General features: G+C 71.6%; 11 protein-coding genes. 8 read left to right on the top strand and 3 right to left on the bottom strand.

Annotation, left to right across the window (positions count from 1 at the left end):
- The first annotated feature begins 71 nt into the window (after nucleotides 1-71).
- The 3 genes from D3105_RS06710 (at nucleotide 72) to D3105_RS06700 (ending at nucleotide 3,500) form a co-directional block, all read left to right on the top strand.
- Nucleotides 72-1,100 carry an ABC transporter substrate-binding protein gene (locus tag D3105_RS06710; RefSeq protein ID WP_118900939.1) on the top strand — a complete coding sequence of 343 codons (1,029 nt, stop codon included), beginning with the start codon at nucleotides 72-74 and terminating at the stop codon, nucleotides 1,098-1,100.
- On the top strand, nucleotides 1,097-2,305 hold the full coding sequence (locus D3105_RS06705) for an LLM class flavin-dependent oxidoreductase (protein WP_118900937.1): 1,209 nt from the start codon (nucleotides 1,097-1,099) through the stop codon (nucleotides 2,303-2,305). Before D3105_RS06710 ends, D3105_RS06705 begins: the two co-directional genes overlap by 4 nt.
- Nucleotides 2,306-2,369: 64 nt before the next feature.
- Entirely contained in the window at nucleotides 2,370-3,500 is a 1,131-nt protein-coding gene (locus D3105_RS06700; RefSeq protein ID WP_240646823.1) for an NAD(P)-binding domain-containing protein, read from the top strand.
- Nucleotides 3,501-3,554: 54 nt separating this feature from the next.
- On the opposite strand, the gene mltG is transcribed toward D3105_RS06700, so the two are convergent.
- The 3 genes from mltG to D3105_RS06685 all read right to left on the bottom strand — a co-directional run bounded on the left by mltG (nucleotide 3,555) and on the right by D3105_RS06685 (nucleotide 7,307).
- Nucleotides 3,555-4,415 (bottom strand): endolytic transglycosylase MltG, encoded by an 861-nt coding sequence (gene mltG, locus D3105_RS06695; protein ID WP_118900933.1) that lies wholly within the window; start codon nucleotides 4,413-4,415, stop codon nucleotides 3,555-3,557.
- Between the two features lie 423 nt (nucleotides 4,416-4,838).
- Nucleotides 4,839-5,450 carry a hypothetical protein gene (locus D3105_RS06690; protein ID WP_118900931.1) on the bottom strand — a complete coding sequence of 204 codons (612 nt, stop codon included), beginning with the start codon at nucleotides 5,448-5,450 and terminating at the stop codon, nucleotides 4,839-4,841.
- 39 nt (nucleotides 5,451-5,489) lie between these two features.
- Nucleotides 5,490-7,307 (bottom strand): ABC transporter ATP-binding protein, encoded by a 1,818-nt coding sequence (locus D3105_RS06685; protein WP_118900929.1) that lies wholly within the window; start codon nucleotides 7,305-7,307, stop codon nucleotides 5,490-5,492.
- A 113-nt stretch (nucleotides 7,308-7,420) separates the two neighbouring features.
- On the opposite strand from D3105_RS06685, the gene D3105_RS06680 reads away from it, so the two are divergent.
- The 5 genes from D3105_RS06680 to D3105_RS06660 all read left to right on the top strand — a co-directional run bounded on the left by D3105_RS06680 (nucleotide 7,421) and on the right by D3105_RS06660 (nucleotide 16,467).
- On the top strand, nucleotides 7,421-7,921 hold the full coding sequence (locus D3105_RS06680; RefSeq protein ID WP_118900927.1) for a MarR family winged helix-turn-helix transcriptional regulator: 501 nt from the start codon (nucleotides 7,421-7,423) through the stop codon (nucleotides 7,919-7,921).
- 51 nt (nucleotides 7,922-7,972) lie between these two features.
- A complete protein-coding gene (locus D3105_RS06675; RefSeq protein ID WP_118900924.1) occupies nucleotides 7,973-10,927 on the top strand; it encodes an FAD-binding and (Fe-S)-binding domain-containing protein in 2,955 nt (984 codons plus the stop codon).
- Nucleotides 10,928-11,191: 264 nt separating this feature from the next.
- Entirely contained in the window at nucleotides 11,192-12,676 is a 1,485-nt protein-coding gene (locus D3105_RS06670; RefSeq protein ID WP_118900922.1) for a Gfo/Idh/MocA family protein, read from the top strand.
- A gap of 156 nt (nucleotides 12,677-12,832) precedes the next feature.
- The gene (locus tag D3105_RS06665; protein ID WP_118900920.1) at nucleotides 12,833-14,689 is read left to right on the top strand and encodes an ABC transporter transmembrane domain-containing protein; all 1,857 of its coding nucleotides are present in this window, start codon (nucleotides 12,833-12,835) and stop codon (nucleotides 14,687-14,689) included.
- On the top strand, nucleotides 14,686-16,467 hold the full coding sequence (locus tag D3105_RS06660) for an ABC transporter ATP-binding protein (RefSeq protein WP_118900918.1): 1,782 nt from the start codon (nucleotides 14,686-14,688) through the stop codon (nucleotides 16,465-16,467). Before D3105_RS06665 ends, D3105_RS06660 begins: the two co-directional genes overlap by 4 nt.
- The last annotated feature ends 106 nt before the right edge of the window (nucleotides 16,468-16,573 follow it).

Raw genomic sequence — 16,573 nt, 5'->3', positions numbered from 1 at the left:
TACGGAGAGCACGGAGAGCCCGACGTATCGCCCGCACATCCTCACCCCCACCCCCGCCACGGAGACCCGTCATGAAACGCCGTACTCTGCCCGCCCTGCTCCTCCCCCTCGCCCTGCTCCTCTCCGCGTGCGGCGGCGCCTCGTCCGCCGGCTCGGGCGGCAACACCGACGGCAAGGGCGGCCTCACGCTCAACGTCGGTGATCAGAAGGGAGGTTACGAGGCGATCCTGCGGGCGTCCGGAGAGCTCGACGCCCTCGACTACCGCATCAAGTGGTCCACCTTCACCTCAGGACCACCCCTGCTGGAGGCCGTGAGCGCCGGAGCCGTCGACATCGGCGGCGTCGGCAACACGCCGCCCGTCTTCGCCGCGGGGGCCGACTCGAACATCGCCGTCGTCGGCGCCACGCACGGCTCGCCCGCCGGTGAGGTCATCGTCGTGCCCGAGGACTCCCCGCTGGAGAAGCCCGCCCAGCTCAAGGGCAAGTCCATCGCCGTCGCCCAGGGCAGTTCGGCCCACTTCCAGCTGGTCGCCTCGCTCAAGAAGGCCGGGCTCGGGATCGGGGACGTCGAGCTGAACTACCTCCAGCCCGCCGACGCGCTCGCCGCGTTCAGCCGGGGCAAGGTCGACGCCTGGGCGATCTGGGACCCGTACACCTCGCAGGTCCTGCGCACGGCGGACGCCCGGGTGCTCACGACCGGTGAAGGCGTCGTCAACGGCCTCGGATTCCAGGTCGCTTCGCCCGCCTCGCTCAAGAACGCCAAGAAGTCCAAGGCCATCGGCGATCTGCTGGTCCGGCTGGAGCGGGCCCAGAAGTGGGTCTTCGAGCACCCCGAGGAGTGGGCGAAGGTCTGGGCGAAGGAGACCGGGCTTCCGTACGACGTGGCGCTGGATGCCGTGAAGCGCTCCTACGGCACCCGCGTCCCGGTGGCGATCGACGACGCCGCCATCGCCTCCGAGCAGGAGATCGCCGACACCTTCGCCGAACTCAAGTTGATTCCACGGCGGTTCGACTTCGCGGACTACGTCGACACCCGGTTCAACCGCGATCTTCCTCCTTCCTCCACCGCGCCGCGCTCCTACGGAAAGGCCTCCTCATGAACGTCCGTCTGCACTGGTTCCTGCCCACCGGCGGTGACGGCCGGACGCTCGTGGACCGGCACGCGTACACCGACGGCGGCATCAAGCGCGACCGGATCACGCCGGTGAGCGGAGTGCGCGCGCCGGACATCGAGTATCTGGCCCAGATCGCCAAGGCGGCCGAGCAGTTGGGCTTCGAGGCCGTGCTGACGCCCACCGGCACCTGGTGCGAGGACGCCTGGCTGACCACGGTGGCGCTCGCCCAGCACACCGAGCGGCTGAAGTTCCTGGTGGCGTTCCGGCCGGGGGTCATCTCGCCCGTGCTGGCCGCGCAGATGGCCGCCACCTATCAGCGGATCACCCGGGGCCGACTGCTGCTCAACGTCGTCACCGGGGGCGACTCGACCGAACAGCGGCGTTTCGGAGACCACTTGGACCATGACCGGAGGTACGCGCGGACCGCGGAATTCCTGTCGGTGGTGCGGGGTGCCTGGAGCGGGCAGCCGTACGACTTCGACGGGGAGCACTACCAGGTGGAGGGCGGGCTGACCGCGCTGCCGCCGGACCCGCTGCCGGAGATCTTCTTCGGCGGGTCGTCGGCGGCGGCCGGGCCGGTCGCCGCCGCGCACGCCGATGTCTATCTCACCTGGGGCGAGCCGCCGGCCGCCGTGAAGGAGAAGATCGACTGGATTCGCTCCCTGGCGGAGGAGCAGGGGCGCACGGTCAGGTTCGGCATCCGGCTGCACACCATCTCGCGGGATGCGTCGCGGGAGGCGTGGGCGACCGCCGACCGACTGCTGGGCGACCTCGATCCGGAGACGATCGCGGCGGCGCAGCAGGCGCTGGGGAAGAGCGAGTCGGTCGGGCAGCAGCGGATGCTGGCGCTGCACGGCGGTTCGCGGGACAAGCTGGAGATCGCGCCGAACCTCTGGGCGGGCGTCGGTCTGGTACGCGGCGGGGCCGGGACCGCGCTGGTGGGCAGCCATGCGGAGGTCGCGGACCGGATCGAGGAGTACCACGCGCTGGGGGTGGAGCACTTCGTGCTCTCCGGATATCCGCATCTGGAGGAGGCGTACTGGTTCGGCGAGGGCGTCACCCCCGAACTGTCCCGCCGAGGGCTGCTGCCGACCGTGCCCGCGTCGCCGCTGCTGGGCGTGGACGGTGTCGAGAGCCGGACCGCCGCGGCGCCGGGCGGGGCTCCCCTGCTGCTCGCCGGGGGTCGCTGAGCCGTGCGGTGACACTCGTCGGGCGCTCGGGAAGATCCCGGGCGCCCGACGAGTTAGTAGAAGCGTGAACATTTCTGCGGTGCGCGATCTGGACGTGGTCGTCATCGGCGCGGGTCAGGCGGGACTGTCCGCCGCCTACCACTTGCGCCGCGTCGGGCTGGAGCCGGACGGCGACTTCGTCGTGCTGGACCACGCGCCCCGGCCGGGCGGCGCGTGGCAGTTCCGCTGGCCCTCGCTGACGTACGGCAAGGTCCACGGGATGCACGCGCTGCCGGGCATGGAGCTGACCGGGGCCGACCCCGACCGGCCCTCCTCGGAGGTGATCGGCGGGTACTTCGCCGCGTACGAGGACCGCTTCGGCCTGCGGGTCCACCGGCCCGTCGAGGTGAGCGCCGTACGGGAGGGAAGCGGCGGGCGGCTGCTGGTGGAGACGTCCGAGGGGACGTACGCGGCACGGGCCCTGATCAACGCGACCGGCACCTGGGACCGGCCGTTCTGGCCGCGCTATCCGGGCCAGGAGACGTTCCGGGGGCGGCAGTTGCACACGGCGAACTACCCGGGGCCCGAGGAGTTCGCGGGGCAGCGCGTCCTCGTGGTCGGGGGCGGCGCCTCCGGTACGCAGCATCTGATGGAGATCGCCGAGCACGCGGCCGACACCTTCTGGGTGACCCGCAGCGAAGCGGTCTTCCGCGAAGGTCCGTTCACCGAGGAGTGGGGGCGGGCGGCCGTGGCGATGGTGGAGGAGCGGGTACGCAACGGGCTGCCGCCGAAGAGCGTGGTCAGCGTGACCGGGCTGCCGCTGAACGATGCCGTGCGGCGGGCCCGGGAGCAGGGGGTGCTGGACCGGCTGCCGATGTTCGACCGGATCACGCCGACCGGCGTCGCCTGGGACGACGGCCGTGTCGTCGAGACCGACGTGATCCTCTGGGCGACCGGGTTCCGGCCCGCCGTGGACCATCTGGCCCCGCTGAAGCTGCGCGAACCGGGTGGGGGCATCCGGGCCGAGAACACCCGTGCCGTACGGGACGGGCGCGTCCACCTCGTCGGGTACGGCCCCTCCGCCAGCACCATCGGCGCGAACCGTGCGGGCCGCGCGGCGGTCCGGTCGGTCATGCGGCTGCTCAAGGAGACGGGCGGCGCGCGGGCCGGCGGGGAAGCGGGGGCGGTCGTCTCCGTGCCCGTGCCGGGAGCGTGATTCCCCCGCCCGTCTCGGTGATGTCGGCCTCACCCGTCCCATCGGCCGGGTCGGTCAGCCCGTCGTCGCGGAGCCGCGGCTGCGGTTGAACTCCTCGACGTTCCTCTGCTGCTCGTCGTAGCTGTCGGTGAACCGGGTGTCGCCGGGGCCGACCGTGACGAAGTAGAGCCAGGGGCCGGGCGTGGGCCTGACGGCCGCGCGCAGCGCCTCCTCCCCCGGATTGCCGATGGGCGTCGGCGGCAGGCCCTTGATCCGGTAGCTGTTGTACGGGCTGTCCAGCTGGGTGTCGGCGGTCGTCGTGTCCAGGGTGGAACGCTTCAGGGCGTAGTTGATCGTGGAGTCCATCTGCAGCGGCATGTCCTTGAGCAACCGGTTGTAGACGACCCGCGCCACCTTTCCCATGTCGGCCGGGGTGTCGGCCTCGGCCTGGACGATGCTGGCGATGGTGACCGTGTCGTAGACGGAGACGTTGTTGCGCTGGGCCCCTGCCGTGACATGGTCCGCGGCGAAGTGCTTGCGGGCGGTGTCGGCCATGTAGCGCAGCAGGCCCACGGGCTCGGTCGCGTCGTCGATCGGATACGTGGCCGGGAAGAGGTACCCCTCGGGGTTGCCCTCGGCCTGGGCGGGCAGCTTCAGGTCCACCGTCGACGCGGCCTTCAGCGTGCTGCCGGGCTTCAGGTCGAGCGCCTTGTCCACTGCTTCGTACACCTGCGAGACGCGGTGGCCTTCGGGGATCATCAGTGTGCTCTGCGGGCTCTCCTGCTTCTTCGGCGGCTCGTCCGATCCGCTGAGGGACAGGGGGATCAGGACGGCGGCCGATACGACGAGCAGTGCGCCGACGGCCAGGACGATCTTTCCGCGGCGGGTCGGGCGGAGTCTGCGACGGGGGCGGGCGTCCGGGGACTCGTTCACCATGCGCGCACGTTAACCCGGGGCGCGCGCCACGGCCGGTAGACCCGACCACGGCGTCGGCTCCGGCGACACGAACGCCGTACGGCGTGACCAGAACACCCGTAGCCGGAACACGCGAACAAGGGATCGGGTGTTCGCTGGAACGCGTGATCGTCAGGGGATTCATTGCTCTTCACTCGTCCGGGGCGTGATGATTGCAGAGCGCAGTCAACGGGCTGCAGACCGCTACTGCGCAGTCCCACAGATGCACCACGTACAAGGAGAAAGACCAGATGAACTTCCTGACCAACCTGCTGGCCGGCGTCGTCCACTTCGTGGGTTGGCTCGTCTGACCATTGCTCCGCCCGGCGCCGTCGCTCCCCGTCCCACGGGAGCGGCGGCGCCGCCGTGTGTGCCCTGTGCGCCGTTTGTACGGAGCCGGTCGGTTCAGCCGTTCGCCGCGGCCGGTCCGGTGAAGGGCGGCAGCGCGGCGAACCCGGGGTCCACCGTCACCGCCGCCGCGAGGGTGTCGAGCGTCCGGCGGACCCGGGTGAGCGGGTGGTCCGGGAATTCCGTGTCCCACTGGGCGTGATCCGCCGCGTGGAAGGGCAGCCCGCCCTGGACCTCGGGGGCGTAGGGGTGCGGCCGGAAGTACTGGTCGGGGCCGAGCTTGGCCATCACCACGGCTTCCCGCATGCCTGTCATGCCGCGCTCCGCCGCCTGGATCTTCACCACGGTGCTGCACCCGGCGCGCGGCACCGTGAAGCTGCCGACGAACGCCTGACCGCTGGGCTGGTTCGGCAGGGGCAGTTTGAGTATCTGCCGCAGGGCGGGCAGCTCGCTCAGGCGCTTCACCGATGCCTCGATGAGTCCGCCGCCCGCTCGTGCGGTGAAGTGGGTCAGGCCGTGCCGCAGGGTCGGGCCGTCGTCCAGCGCGGCCGGCAGGTCCGGCGGCAGGTCGAAGAAGTGCAAGGACAGCACATCGCCGTGGTCGTTCAGCCAGGTGTCGGTGTCGACGGTGCGGTAGCCGGGGAGTTCCACCCCGAGGAGAGCTCTCATGCGCGGCGATCATGCCGTATGCGGGCCATGGCCGTGACGTCAGGGGGCGGGGACCGGGACCGGGTGGGAGTCGCGGCGGATCAGGGCGGCGTAGCGGCCGTCGCGGTCGAGCAGTTCCTCGTGTGTGCCGCGCTCGGCGACCCGCCCGTCCTCCAGGACGACGATCTGGTCCGCGTCGCGGACGGTGGAGAGCCGGTGCGCGATGGTGAGCGTGGTCCGTCCGGCGGACAGGGCGTCGATCGCTTCCTGCACGGCCTGTTCCGTACGGGTGTCGAGCGCGCTGGTCGCCTCGTCGAGGATCAGCACCGGAGGGTCGCGCAGGATGGTGCGGGCGATGGCAAGCCGCTGCTTCTCGCCGCCCGAGAAGCGGTAGCCGCGCTCGCCGACCATCGTGTCGTAGCCGTCGGGCAGGGAGGCGATGTGGTCGTGGATCTGCGCGGCGCGGGCCGCGGCCTCGATCTCCTCGTCGGTGGCCTCCGGCTTGGCGAAGCGCAGGTTGTCGGCGACGGAGGCGTGGAAGAGGTACGTCTCCTGGGAGACGACGCCGACGGCCCGGGCGAGGGTGTCGAAGTCCAGGTCGCGGACGTCGACGCCGTCGAGCGTGACCCGGCCGCCGGTGACGTCGTACAACCGGGGCACCAGGTAGCTGAGCGTGGACTTGCCGGAGCCGGTGGATCCGACGACCGCGAGGCTGTGGCCTGCGGGGACGGTCACGTCGATGCCGGTCAGCGTCGGGCCGTTCTTCTCGTCGTAGCTGAAGTCGACGTCCTCGAAGGCGATCTCACCGCGGATCTTCTCCAGGCGGACCGGATTCTCCGGTTCGGTGATGTCCACCGTGAGGTCGAGGTATTCGAAGATGCGCTGGAAGAGGGCGAGGGAGGTCTGCATCTGGACGCCGGTGGAGAGCAGGCTGACCGCCGGACGGAACAGCCCCTGCTGGAGCGTGACGAAGGCGACGAGCGTGCCGATGGAGACGGCGGCGGCTCCGGACGCGAAGGTGAGTCCGGCCGCCCAGTAGATGACGGCGGGCATGGCGGCCATGACGATGCCGATCGTGGACATCCGCCAGCGGCCGGCCATGTTGGAGCGCACTTCGAGGTCGACCAGGCGCTCGGACTCTTCGGCGAAGCCCTGGGTGAGGGAGTCGGATCGGCCCATCGTGCGGCCGAGGAGGATGCCGCTGACCGAGAGGGACTCGGTGACGGTGGCGGCCATCGCGGCCATCTGTTTCTGGCGCTGGGTGGTGATCTTCTTGCGTTCCCGGCCGACGCGGCGGCTGATCCCGACGAAGACCGGCAGGAGGAGGAGCGAGACGACGGTGAGCCGCCAGTCGAGGGCGAGCATGGCGACGACGGTCGCGATGACGGCCGTGAGATTGGAGACCAGCGAGGTCGCGGTGGAGGTGACCGTCGCCTGCATGCCGCCGATGTCGTTGGCGATGCGGGACTGGACCTCGCCCGTGCGGGTCCGGGTGAAGAAGGCGAGCGGCATCCGCTGGAGCTGGGTGTAGACGGCGGTGCGCAGGTCGTGCATGACGCGCTGGCCGACGGTGGTCGAGATGAGGGTCTGGAGCACGCCGAAGACGCTGGTCACCACGGCGGTGAGGATCATGCCGAGCGCGAGCAGGGTCAGCAGGCCCGTGCGCCCCTGCGGGATGGCGGTGTCGAGGATCTCGCGCAGCAGGAACGGGGAGGCGACCCCGACCAGGGAGGATGCGCCGACCAGCAGGCCGACGACGGCCAGGCGGCCGCGGTAGGGGCGGAAGAGGCGGAGGATGCGGCGCACCTCGGCGGGCGGCCGGTCGGCGTCGGTGCCGGCATCGGGCGGGGGCGTCCACGTGGGTTCGTCGGGTTTCATGGGCTCCTTCGTCGGGCGTGAGGCGAGGCCGGGCGGTCCCGGCCTCGCACAGTGAGAGTCTAGCTCATTGTTACCTATACTCACAATGAACAAGGTCCTGATATTGTTCCCGTATGGACGCCCCGGATTCCCCCGACCCCTCCGACTCCCCTGATTCCCCTGATTCCCGCGATTCTCGTGACTCCCGCGACGGCCTGCTCGCCGAGCAGTTGCTGCGGCTCACCCGGCGGCTGCACCGCATCCAGCGCCGCCAGCTGGATCCGATCGACATCACTCCGGCCCAGTTCCGGCTGTTGCGGACGGTCGCGAGTTACGACGCGGCCCCCCGGATGGCGGATCTCGCCCGCCGTCTCGACGTCGTCCCGCGCGCCGTGACCACGTTGGTCGACGCCCTGGAGGCGAGCGGCCGGGTGCGCCGCGCCCCGGATCCCGACAGCCGCCGGGTGGTCCGCATCGAGATCACCGACGAGGGGCGCGCCACGCTGCGGTCCCTGCGCAGCGCGCGCCGGGCCGCCGCAGAGGAGATCCTGGCTCCATTGACCGCCGATCAGCGCGAGGTGTTCGGTGAGCTGCTGTCCGCTCTGGTCGACGGAATGCCGGAGCGCCACTGCTGAGCGCAGTTGCCGCGTGCCACCGCTGAGCGCCGAGCCGAGGGGAAGGCCGACATGCCGCTGCTGGAGCCCGACCCGGAAGCCCTGCGCCCCGGAACGGCGCGGGAACCCGCCCCCGACCGGGTGACCGACCGCAGCGCGGGCGGCACCCCGGAGCCGCTGCGGAGTGAGCTGACCGCCCTGCTCGGCGCGGACAAGGTGCTCTGGAAGATCTCCGACCTCGTGCGGTACGCCTCCGACGCCAGCCCCTACCGCTTCCTCCCCCGGGTCGTGCTGGTCCCCGAGGACCTCGACGACGTGTCCGCGATCCTGTCGTACGCCCACGGCAAGGGGCGTTCCGTGGTGTTCCGGGCCGCGGGCACCAGCCTCAACGGCCAGGCGCAGGGCGAGGACATCCTCGTCGACGTACGCCGTCACTGGACCGGCGTGGAGGTGCTGGACGACGGGGCGCGGGCCCGGATCCTGCCGGGCACCACCGTCATGCGGGCCAACGCCACCCTCGCCCGGTACGGCAGGCTGCTCGGCCCGGACCCGGCCAGCGCCATCGCGTGCACCCTCGGCGGGGTCGTCGCCAACAACGCATCGGGCATGACGGCGGGCACCACCCGCAACTCCTACCGGACGCTCGCCTCGCTCACCTTCGTCCTGCCGAGCGGCACCGTCGTCGACACCGCGGAGCCCGCCGCCGACGAAGAGCTGGCCCACGCCGAACCGGAGCTGTGCGCGGGGCTGCTGGAGCTGAAGGCGGAGATCGAGGCGGACGCGGAGCTTACCGCTCGGATCCGCGCCAAGTACACGATCAAGAACACCAATGGTTATCGCCTGGACGCCTTCCTCGACGGGGCGACGCCGGTGCAGATCCTGCGGGGGCTGATGGTCGGATCCGAGGGGACGTTCGGCTTCATCTCCGAGGTCGTCTTCGACACCCTCCCGCTCGACCGGCGGGTTTCCAGCGCCCTGCTGTTCTTCCCCTCCCTCACCGCCGCCGCTGCGGCCGTGCCCCGGTTCACCGAGGCGGGGGCGATCGCCGTGGAGCTGATGGACGGCAACACCCTGCGCGCCTCCGTCAGTGTGCCGGGCGTTCCGGCGGACTGGGCGGCGCTGCCCCGGGAGACGACCGCTCTGCTGGTGGAGTTCCGGGCGGCCGACGAGGCGGGCCAGGCGGCGTTCGACCGGGCGGCGGACGCCGTCGTGGCCGGTCTGGAGCTCGTCCGTCCGGCGGCGTCCGTGACCAACGCGTTCACCCGGGACGCCGGGACGATCGCCGGGTACTGGAAGGCCCGCAAGGCGTTCGTCACCGCTGTCGGCGGCTCCCGGCCCTCGGGCACCACCCTGATCACGGAGGACTTCGCGGTGCCGCCCGCCCGGCTGGCGGACGCCTGCGCCGCGCTGCTGGAGCTCCAGTCGCGCCATGGCTTCGACGCCGCCGTGGCGGGGCACGCGGCGCACGGCAATCTGCACTTCCTGCTCGCGTTCGACGCGGCGAAGCCGGCCGACGTGGCCCGGTACGACGCGTTCATGCAGGAGTTCTGCGCGCTGGTGGTGGACCGGTTCGACGGATCACTCAAGGCGGAGCACGCCACCGGACGCAATATCGCACCGTTCCTGGAGCGGGAGTGGGGGCCGCGCGCCACCGAGCTGATGTGGCGGACCAAGCAGGTCATCGACCCTGCCGGGGTGCTCGCCCCGCGCATCGTGCTGGACCGGGATCCGCGGGCCCATCTGCGAGGTCTGAAGACCATTCCGAAGGTGGAGGCGGTCGCCGACCCGTGCATCGAGTGCGGATTCTGCGAACCGACCTGCCCCAGCGAGGATCTGACGACCACTCCGCGCCAGCGGATCGTGCTGCGCCGGGAGATGATGCGCCAGACCGATGGCTCACCGGTCGAGGCCGGCCTGCTGGACGCGTACGGCTACGACGCCGTGGACACCTGTGCAGGGGATTCCACCTGCAAACTGGCCTGCCCGGTCGGTATCGACACCGGGGCGATGATGAAGGGCTTCCGCCACCGCCGGCACACCCCGCGCGAGGAGCGGATCGCGGCCCTCACCGCGAAGAACTTCCGGGCGGTGGAGGCCTCGGCGCGGCTGGCCGTGGCGGCGGCCGACGCCGTCGGGGACCGGGTGGGTGACGCTCCGCTGGAGGCCGTGACGCGGCTCGCCCGCAAGGCCGTGCGCCCCGATCTCGTACCGGAGTGGCTGCCGCAGATCCCCGGTGCGGCGGCCCGGCGGCTGCCGGACACGGCACGCGTCGGGGCGAGCGCGGTGTACTACCCGGCCTGCGTCAACCGCATCTTCGCCGGATCGGACGACGGCGGGGCGGGGCCCGGACTCTCGCTGGCCGAGGCGGTGGTCGCCGTGTCCGGGCGGGCCGGAAAGCCGGTGTGGATCCCCGAGGACGTCACGGGGACCTGCTGCGCGACGATCTGGCACTCCAAGGGGTACGACGCGGGCAACAGGATCATGGCGAACCGGATCGTGGAGGCCGCCTGGGGCTGGACGGCGGGCGGGACGCTGCCGCTGGTCGTGGACGCCTCCTCGTGCACGCTTGGCATCGCCGAGGAGGTGGTGCCCTACCTCACCGAGGACAACCGGGCGCTCCACCGCGAACTGACCGTCGTGGACTCACTGGTGTGGGCGGCCGAGGAGCTGCTGCCGCATCTGACGGTGTTCCGGACGGTCGGCTCGGCGGTCCTGCATCCGACCTGTTCGATGGAACATCTGGGTGACGTCGGGCAGTTGCGGGCGCTGGCCGATGCCTGTGCGAAGGAGGTCGTGGTCCCGGACGACGCGGGGTGCTGCGCGTTCGCCGGTGACCGGGGCATGCTCCACAAGGAGTTGACCGACTCGGCGACGGCCAAGGAGGCCGCCGAGGTCGACCGCCGCCCCTACGACGCCTATCTGTCGGCGAACCGGATGTGCGAGATCGGTATGGAACGCGCCACCGGCCACCCGTACCGCTCGGCGCTGATCGAACTGGAACACGCCACCCGGCCGACTCTCCCGTGAGTCGGTGCCGACGGGCGTCAACACCCCCGCCGGCCTGCACAGATGAGCGTTTGAAGGCCCCGATTGGTTGCACCAGTCGGGGCTTCGGCGTGCCGTGAGAAAAGTCCAATGTTTGAGGACAAGAGTCCAAATACTTCCCTTGCGCACCATCAGCCTCACCCTCCAGGGTCCTTACCGAGCCCCGGTCCCGCCGCCCGTATCCGTACGGCGGGGCCGGGCGCGCTCGCGCACCGTCTGAACCCCCAAACCCCACCTGGAGGCTCGATGAACGACGACGCCCGGCCCGCACCGGAACCGCGGGACATACCCCCGCACAGCGGCGCGGCCGACGAGGTGAACCGGCAGGATCCCAGCCGCCGTTCGGTGCTGTGGACCACGGCGGGCGTGGCTGGGGCCGGACTCGGCCTCGGCGCACTGGGCGGAGGCACCGCGTCGGCGGCCGGGGCGAGCGCCCCCGAAGCCGTCGCCGCCGCGGAAGCCGTGGCCGCCGCCCCTCCCCGGCAGGGCCGCACCATGGCGGGCGTGCCCTTCGAGCGGCGCTCCACGGTCCGGGTCGGCATCATCGGCCTCGGCAACCGCGGCGACAGCATGATCGACCTCTTCCTCGCCCTCCCGGGCGTCCAGGTCAAGGCGGTGTGCGACACGGTCCGGGACAAGGCGGAGAAGGCCGCCAAGAAGGTGACGGCCGCCGGTCAGCCCGCCCCCGCGATCTACGCCAAGGACGAGCACGACTACGAGAACCTCTGCAAGCGCGGAGACATCGACTTCGTCTACGTGGTGACGCCGTGGGAGCTGCACTTCCCGATGGCGAAGACGGCGATGCTGAACGGCAAGCACGTCGGGGTGGAGTGCCCGATCGCGATGCGCCTGGAAGAGCTGTGGCAGCTCGTGGATCTCTCCGAGCGCACCCGACGGCACTGCATGCAGCTGGAGAACTGTTGTTACGGCAAGAACGAGATGCGGGTGCTGCGGATGGCGCACGCGGGTCTCTTCGGCGAACTGCAGCACGGCGCCGGGGCCTACAACCACGATCTGCGTGAGCTGATGTTCGACCCCGACTACTACGAGGGTCCGTGGCGGCGGCTGTGGCACACCCGGCTCCGCGGCGACCTCTACCCCAACCACGGGTTCGGTCCGGTCGCCAACTACATGGACGTCAACCGGGGCGACCGGGTCGTCAGCATCAGCAGTGTCGGCACCACCCCCCTGGGGCTCGCCGCGTACCGCGAGGAGCACATGCCGTCCGGCGACCCGAGCTGGAAGGAGTCGTACATCGGGGCCGACCGGACGATCAGCCTCGTGCAGACCGCCAAGGGCCGGGTGATCCGGCTGGAGCACGACGTGTCGTCGCCGCACCCGTACTCGCGGATCAACAGCCTCGGCGGGACCAAGGGCGTGTTCGAGGACTACCCGGAGCGGATCTATCTGGAGCCCACGAACACCAACCACCAGTGGGACGACTTCAAGAAGTACGCCGAGTGGGACCACTGGCTGTGGAAGGAGCACGCCAATCCGCCGGGCGGCCACGGCGGGATGGACTACATCATGGTGTTCCGCCTGATGCAGTGCATGCGGCTCGGCCTGGTGCCCGACTTCGACGTGTACGACGCGGCGGTCTGGACGGCCCCCGTGCCGCTGAGCCATCTGTCCATCAAGGCCAAGGGCGCGCCCCTGCCGATCCCCGACTTCACCCGGGGCGAGTGGAAGAAGGCCCGGTCCGGCATGGACTCGGAGAAGCCCGCGGAGTGACGTCTGCGGGGTCCCGGGCCTGCTCGGCCCGGGACCCCGCAGGGCGGGGGCGACCGGAAAAACCGGTTGCCCCGGAACGGGACGAACAGGGACTCTTGCACGTCACCCCGTCTTCGAGGTCCGTCCGGACCTCCGTTTCACGAGCCCTGGGACGTCATGCAGATTCGCGACCTTCCGTATTCGGATCCCGGCGACCCCGATGTCCGTTCGGGCCCTCGCTTCCTGTTCTGGCTCGGCCGCAATCAGCTCGGCGGACAGCTGAAGTCCCTCTCCTGGGGGCTGCTGCACCAGCTGGGCATCGCCGGTCTGCCGGTCACCGTCGGGCTCGCCGTCCAGGCCGTCATCGACCGCTCCGGTGGGCGGCTCGCCCTGGCGGGCGGCCTCATCGTGGCCCTCGGCGTGCTGATCGCCGTCGGCGACACCATGCTCCACCGGACCGCCGTCACCAACTGGATCACCGCCGCCGCGCGGGTCCAGCAGCTGCTCGCCCGCAAGACCGCCGAGCTGGGCTCCGCGCTGACCCGCCGGGTCGCGGCCGGTGAGGTCGTGGCCGTGTCGACCGGTGACGTGGAGAAGATCGGCTGGTTCGTCGAGGCGCTCTCCCGGTTCGCCGCCGCGGCCACCGCCCTCGTGGTGATCTGCGTCGGCCTGGCGATCTACCTGCCGTCCCTCGGACTGATGGTGGCGCTCGCCATGCCGGTGCTGGCCCTGGCCGTGCTGCCGTTGCTGCCGCGCGCCACCCGCCGCGCCGACGAGCAGCGCGAAAAGGCGGGCAAGGCCACCGAACTGGCCTCGGACACCGTCGCCGGGCTGCGGGTGCTGCGCGGTATCGGCGGTGAGGAGCTGTTCCTCGGCCGCTACCGCCGCGCCTCGCAGGAGGTCCGCCGCGCGGCCGTGCGCAGCGCCAGGATGTGGGCGCTGATCTCGGCGGTGCAGGTGCTGCTGCCGGGGATCCTGCTGATCTCCCTGGTCTGGTACGGGGCGACGCTCGCCCGGGACGGCCGCATCGACGTCGGCCAGCTCGTCACGGTCTACAGCGCGGCCACTCTGATGCTGTTCCCCTTGCGTCACTTCGAGGAGATCGCGATGGCGTACTCCTTCTCGCGGCCGTCCGCCCAGCGTGCGGTGCGGGTGCTGTCGCTGCACCGCAGCGCCCAGGAGGCCACGGTGGAGGGTGTGACGCCCACCGGTGATCTGTACGACCCGGCGACCGGGCTGATGGCCCCGCGGGGCCAGTTCACCGCCGTCGTCTGCGGCGACCCGGACGAGGCGGGCCGACTGGCCGACCGGCTCGGCGGGCACGCGGAGACCGGCGAGGAGGACGAGAAGGCTGCCGCGGCGGCCCCGTCGGTGCTGCTCGGCGGGGTCGCCCTGGACGAGGTCCCGCTGGACACCGCACGAGCGGCGGTCCTGGTCCAGGACAAGGACCCGGTGCTGCTGTCCGGCACGCTCCGGGAGCTGCTGGACGTCCCGTCCTCGGGCCTGGTCACCGCGGACGCGGCCCTGGAGGCGGCCCAGTGCGGCGATGTGCTGAGCGCCCTGGCCCAGGCGTCCGCCGACAACTACGGGGACCCGATGCGGACCCGGATCACCGAGCGCGGCCGGTCCCTGTCCGGCGGTCAGCGCCAGCGCCTCGCGCTGGCGCGGTCCCTGGTCACCGACCCGGAGGCGCTGGTGCTGGACGAGCCGACCTCCGCGGTCGACTCGCACACCGAGGCACGGGTCGCCGCCGGGATCGCGAAGCTGCGCCAGGGGCGTACGACGGTGGCGTTCGCCTCGTCGCCGCTGCTGCTCGACGCCGCCGACCGGGTGGTCCTCGTCCACGAGGGCACGGTCGTCGCCGTGGGGAACCACCGCGACCTGCTGCGCACCGAACCGCGCTACCGGGCGGTCGTCACCCGCGAGACCGACGACGAGGCGGCCGCGGCGAACGGCGTCGGCGACGTCCCCGCCCCGAAGATCGACGACGTCCCCGCCATGAAGAGCATCGAGGAAATCGAGGAGAGGGCATGATCGGCGTCGCACCCCCGGCGTACGACCCCGCGGCACCGGAGTCGGCGACGACGCTGCCCGTGGGCACACCGACGACCGTGCGGAGTTACGTACGGAGTCTGCTGCGCCGGCACCGCAGGGCGTTCACCGTCCTGATCGCGGTCAACGCGGTGGCGGTGGTCGCCTCGATCACCGGACCGTATCTGCTGGGCGGTCTGGTCGAGGACCTCTCGGCCGGGGCCACCGACCTGCATCTGGAGCGCACGGCCGCGATCTTCGCGGTGGCGCTGCTCATCCAGGTCGTGTTCACCCGCTCCATGCGGCTGCGCGGCGCGATGCTGGGCGAGGAGATGCTCGCGGATCTGCGCGAGGACTTCCTCGTCCGGTCCGTCGGGCTGCCGCCCGGTGTGCTGGAGCGGGCCGGAACGGGCGATCTGCTGTCCCGGATCACCACGGACATCGACCGGCTGGCGAACGCGATGCGCGAGGCCGTGCCGCAGCTGGCGATCGGCGTCGTGTGGGCGGGGCTGCTGCTCGGCGCGCTGACGGTGACCGCTCCCCCGCTGGCGCTGGCCGTGCTGATCGCGCTGCCGGTGCTGATCGTGGGCTGCCGCTGGTACTTCCGCCGCGCCCCCTCCGCGTACCGCTCGGAGGCCGCCGGTTACGCCGCCGTCGCCGCGATGCTCGCGGAGACCGTGGACGCCGGGCGGACCGTGGAGGCGCACCGCCTCGGCGGCCGCCGGGTGGCGCTGTCGGACCGGCGCATCGAGGAGTGGACCGCGTGGGAGCGGTACACGCTGTTCCTGCGCTCGGTGCTGTTCCCCGTCATCAACGCCACGTACGTGACGATCCTCGGCGCGGTCCTGCTGCTCGGCGGCTGGTTCGTGCTGGAGGGCTGGCTGACGGTCGGGCAGCTGACGACGGGGGCGCTGCTGGCCCAGATGATGGTCGACCCGATCGGTCTCATCCTGCGCTGGTACGACGAGCTCCAGGTCGCCCAGGTGTCGCTGGCACGGCTGGTCGGCGTCCGGGACATCGAGCCGGACGCGGGCGACGCCGAGGTCGGCCCCGACGGCCGGGACGTACGGGCGGACGAGGTCCGCTTCGGGTACCGGGAGGGCGTCGACGTCCTCCACAAGGTGTCGCTCGACGTGGCTCCGGGCACCCGGCTCGCCCTGGTCGGACCGTCCGGCGCGGGCAAGTCGACGCTGGGCCGGCTCCTCGCGGGGATCTACGCACCGCGCACCGGTGAGGTGACGCTCGGCGGGGCCGAGTTGTCGCGGATGACGGCGGAGCGGGTCCGTGAGCATGTGGCCCTGGTCAACCAGGAGCACCATGTCTTCGTCGGTTCGCTCCGGGACAATCTGCGCCTCGCCCGCGAGGGGGCCAAGGACACGGAGCTGTGGGCGTCGCTGGCCGCGGTCGACGCGGACGGCTGGGCGAAGGCGCTGGAGAAGGAGCTGGACACCGAGGTCGGTTCGGGCGGGTTCGCGCTGACCCCGGCGCAGGCGCAGCAGATCGCGCTGGCCCGGCTGGTGCTCGCCGATCCGCACACGCTGGTGCTGGACGAGGCGACCTCGCTGCTCGACCCGCGGGCCGCCCGCCATCTGGAGCGTTCCCTGGCCCGGGTGCTGGAGGGCCGTACGGTGGTGGCGATCGCGCACCGGCTGCACACCGCGCACGACGCGGATGTGATCGCGGTCGTGGAGGACGGCCGGATCAGCGAACTGGGCAGCCATGACGAGCTGGTGGCGGCGGGCGGCGCGTACGCGTCGCTGTGGCGGTCCTGGCACGGGTGAGGCGTCCCGCCCGAACGGCCCGGTGACCCCGCGCGAACGGCCGGGGATCACCGGGCCGTTCGGCGTCGCCGGGCCGTTCTGGATGTCACCCGGCTGTTCGGGCGTC

This window comes from Streptomyces globisporus (assembly GCF_003501885.1).
GTDB lineage: Bacteria > Actinomycetota > Actinomycetes > Streptomycetales > Streptomycetaceae > Streptomyces > Streptomyces globisporus_D.
The sequence above is the reverse complement of the archived record's forward strand: the minus strand, read 5'-3'. Positions and strand labels throughout refer to the sequence as shown.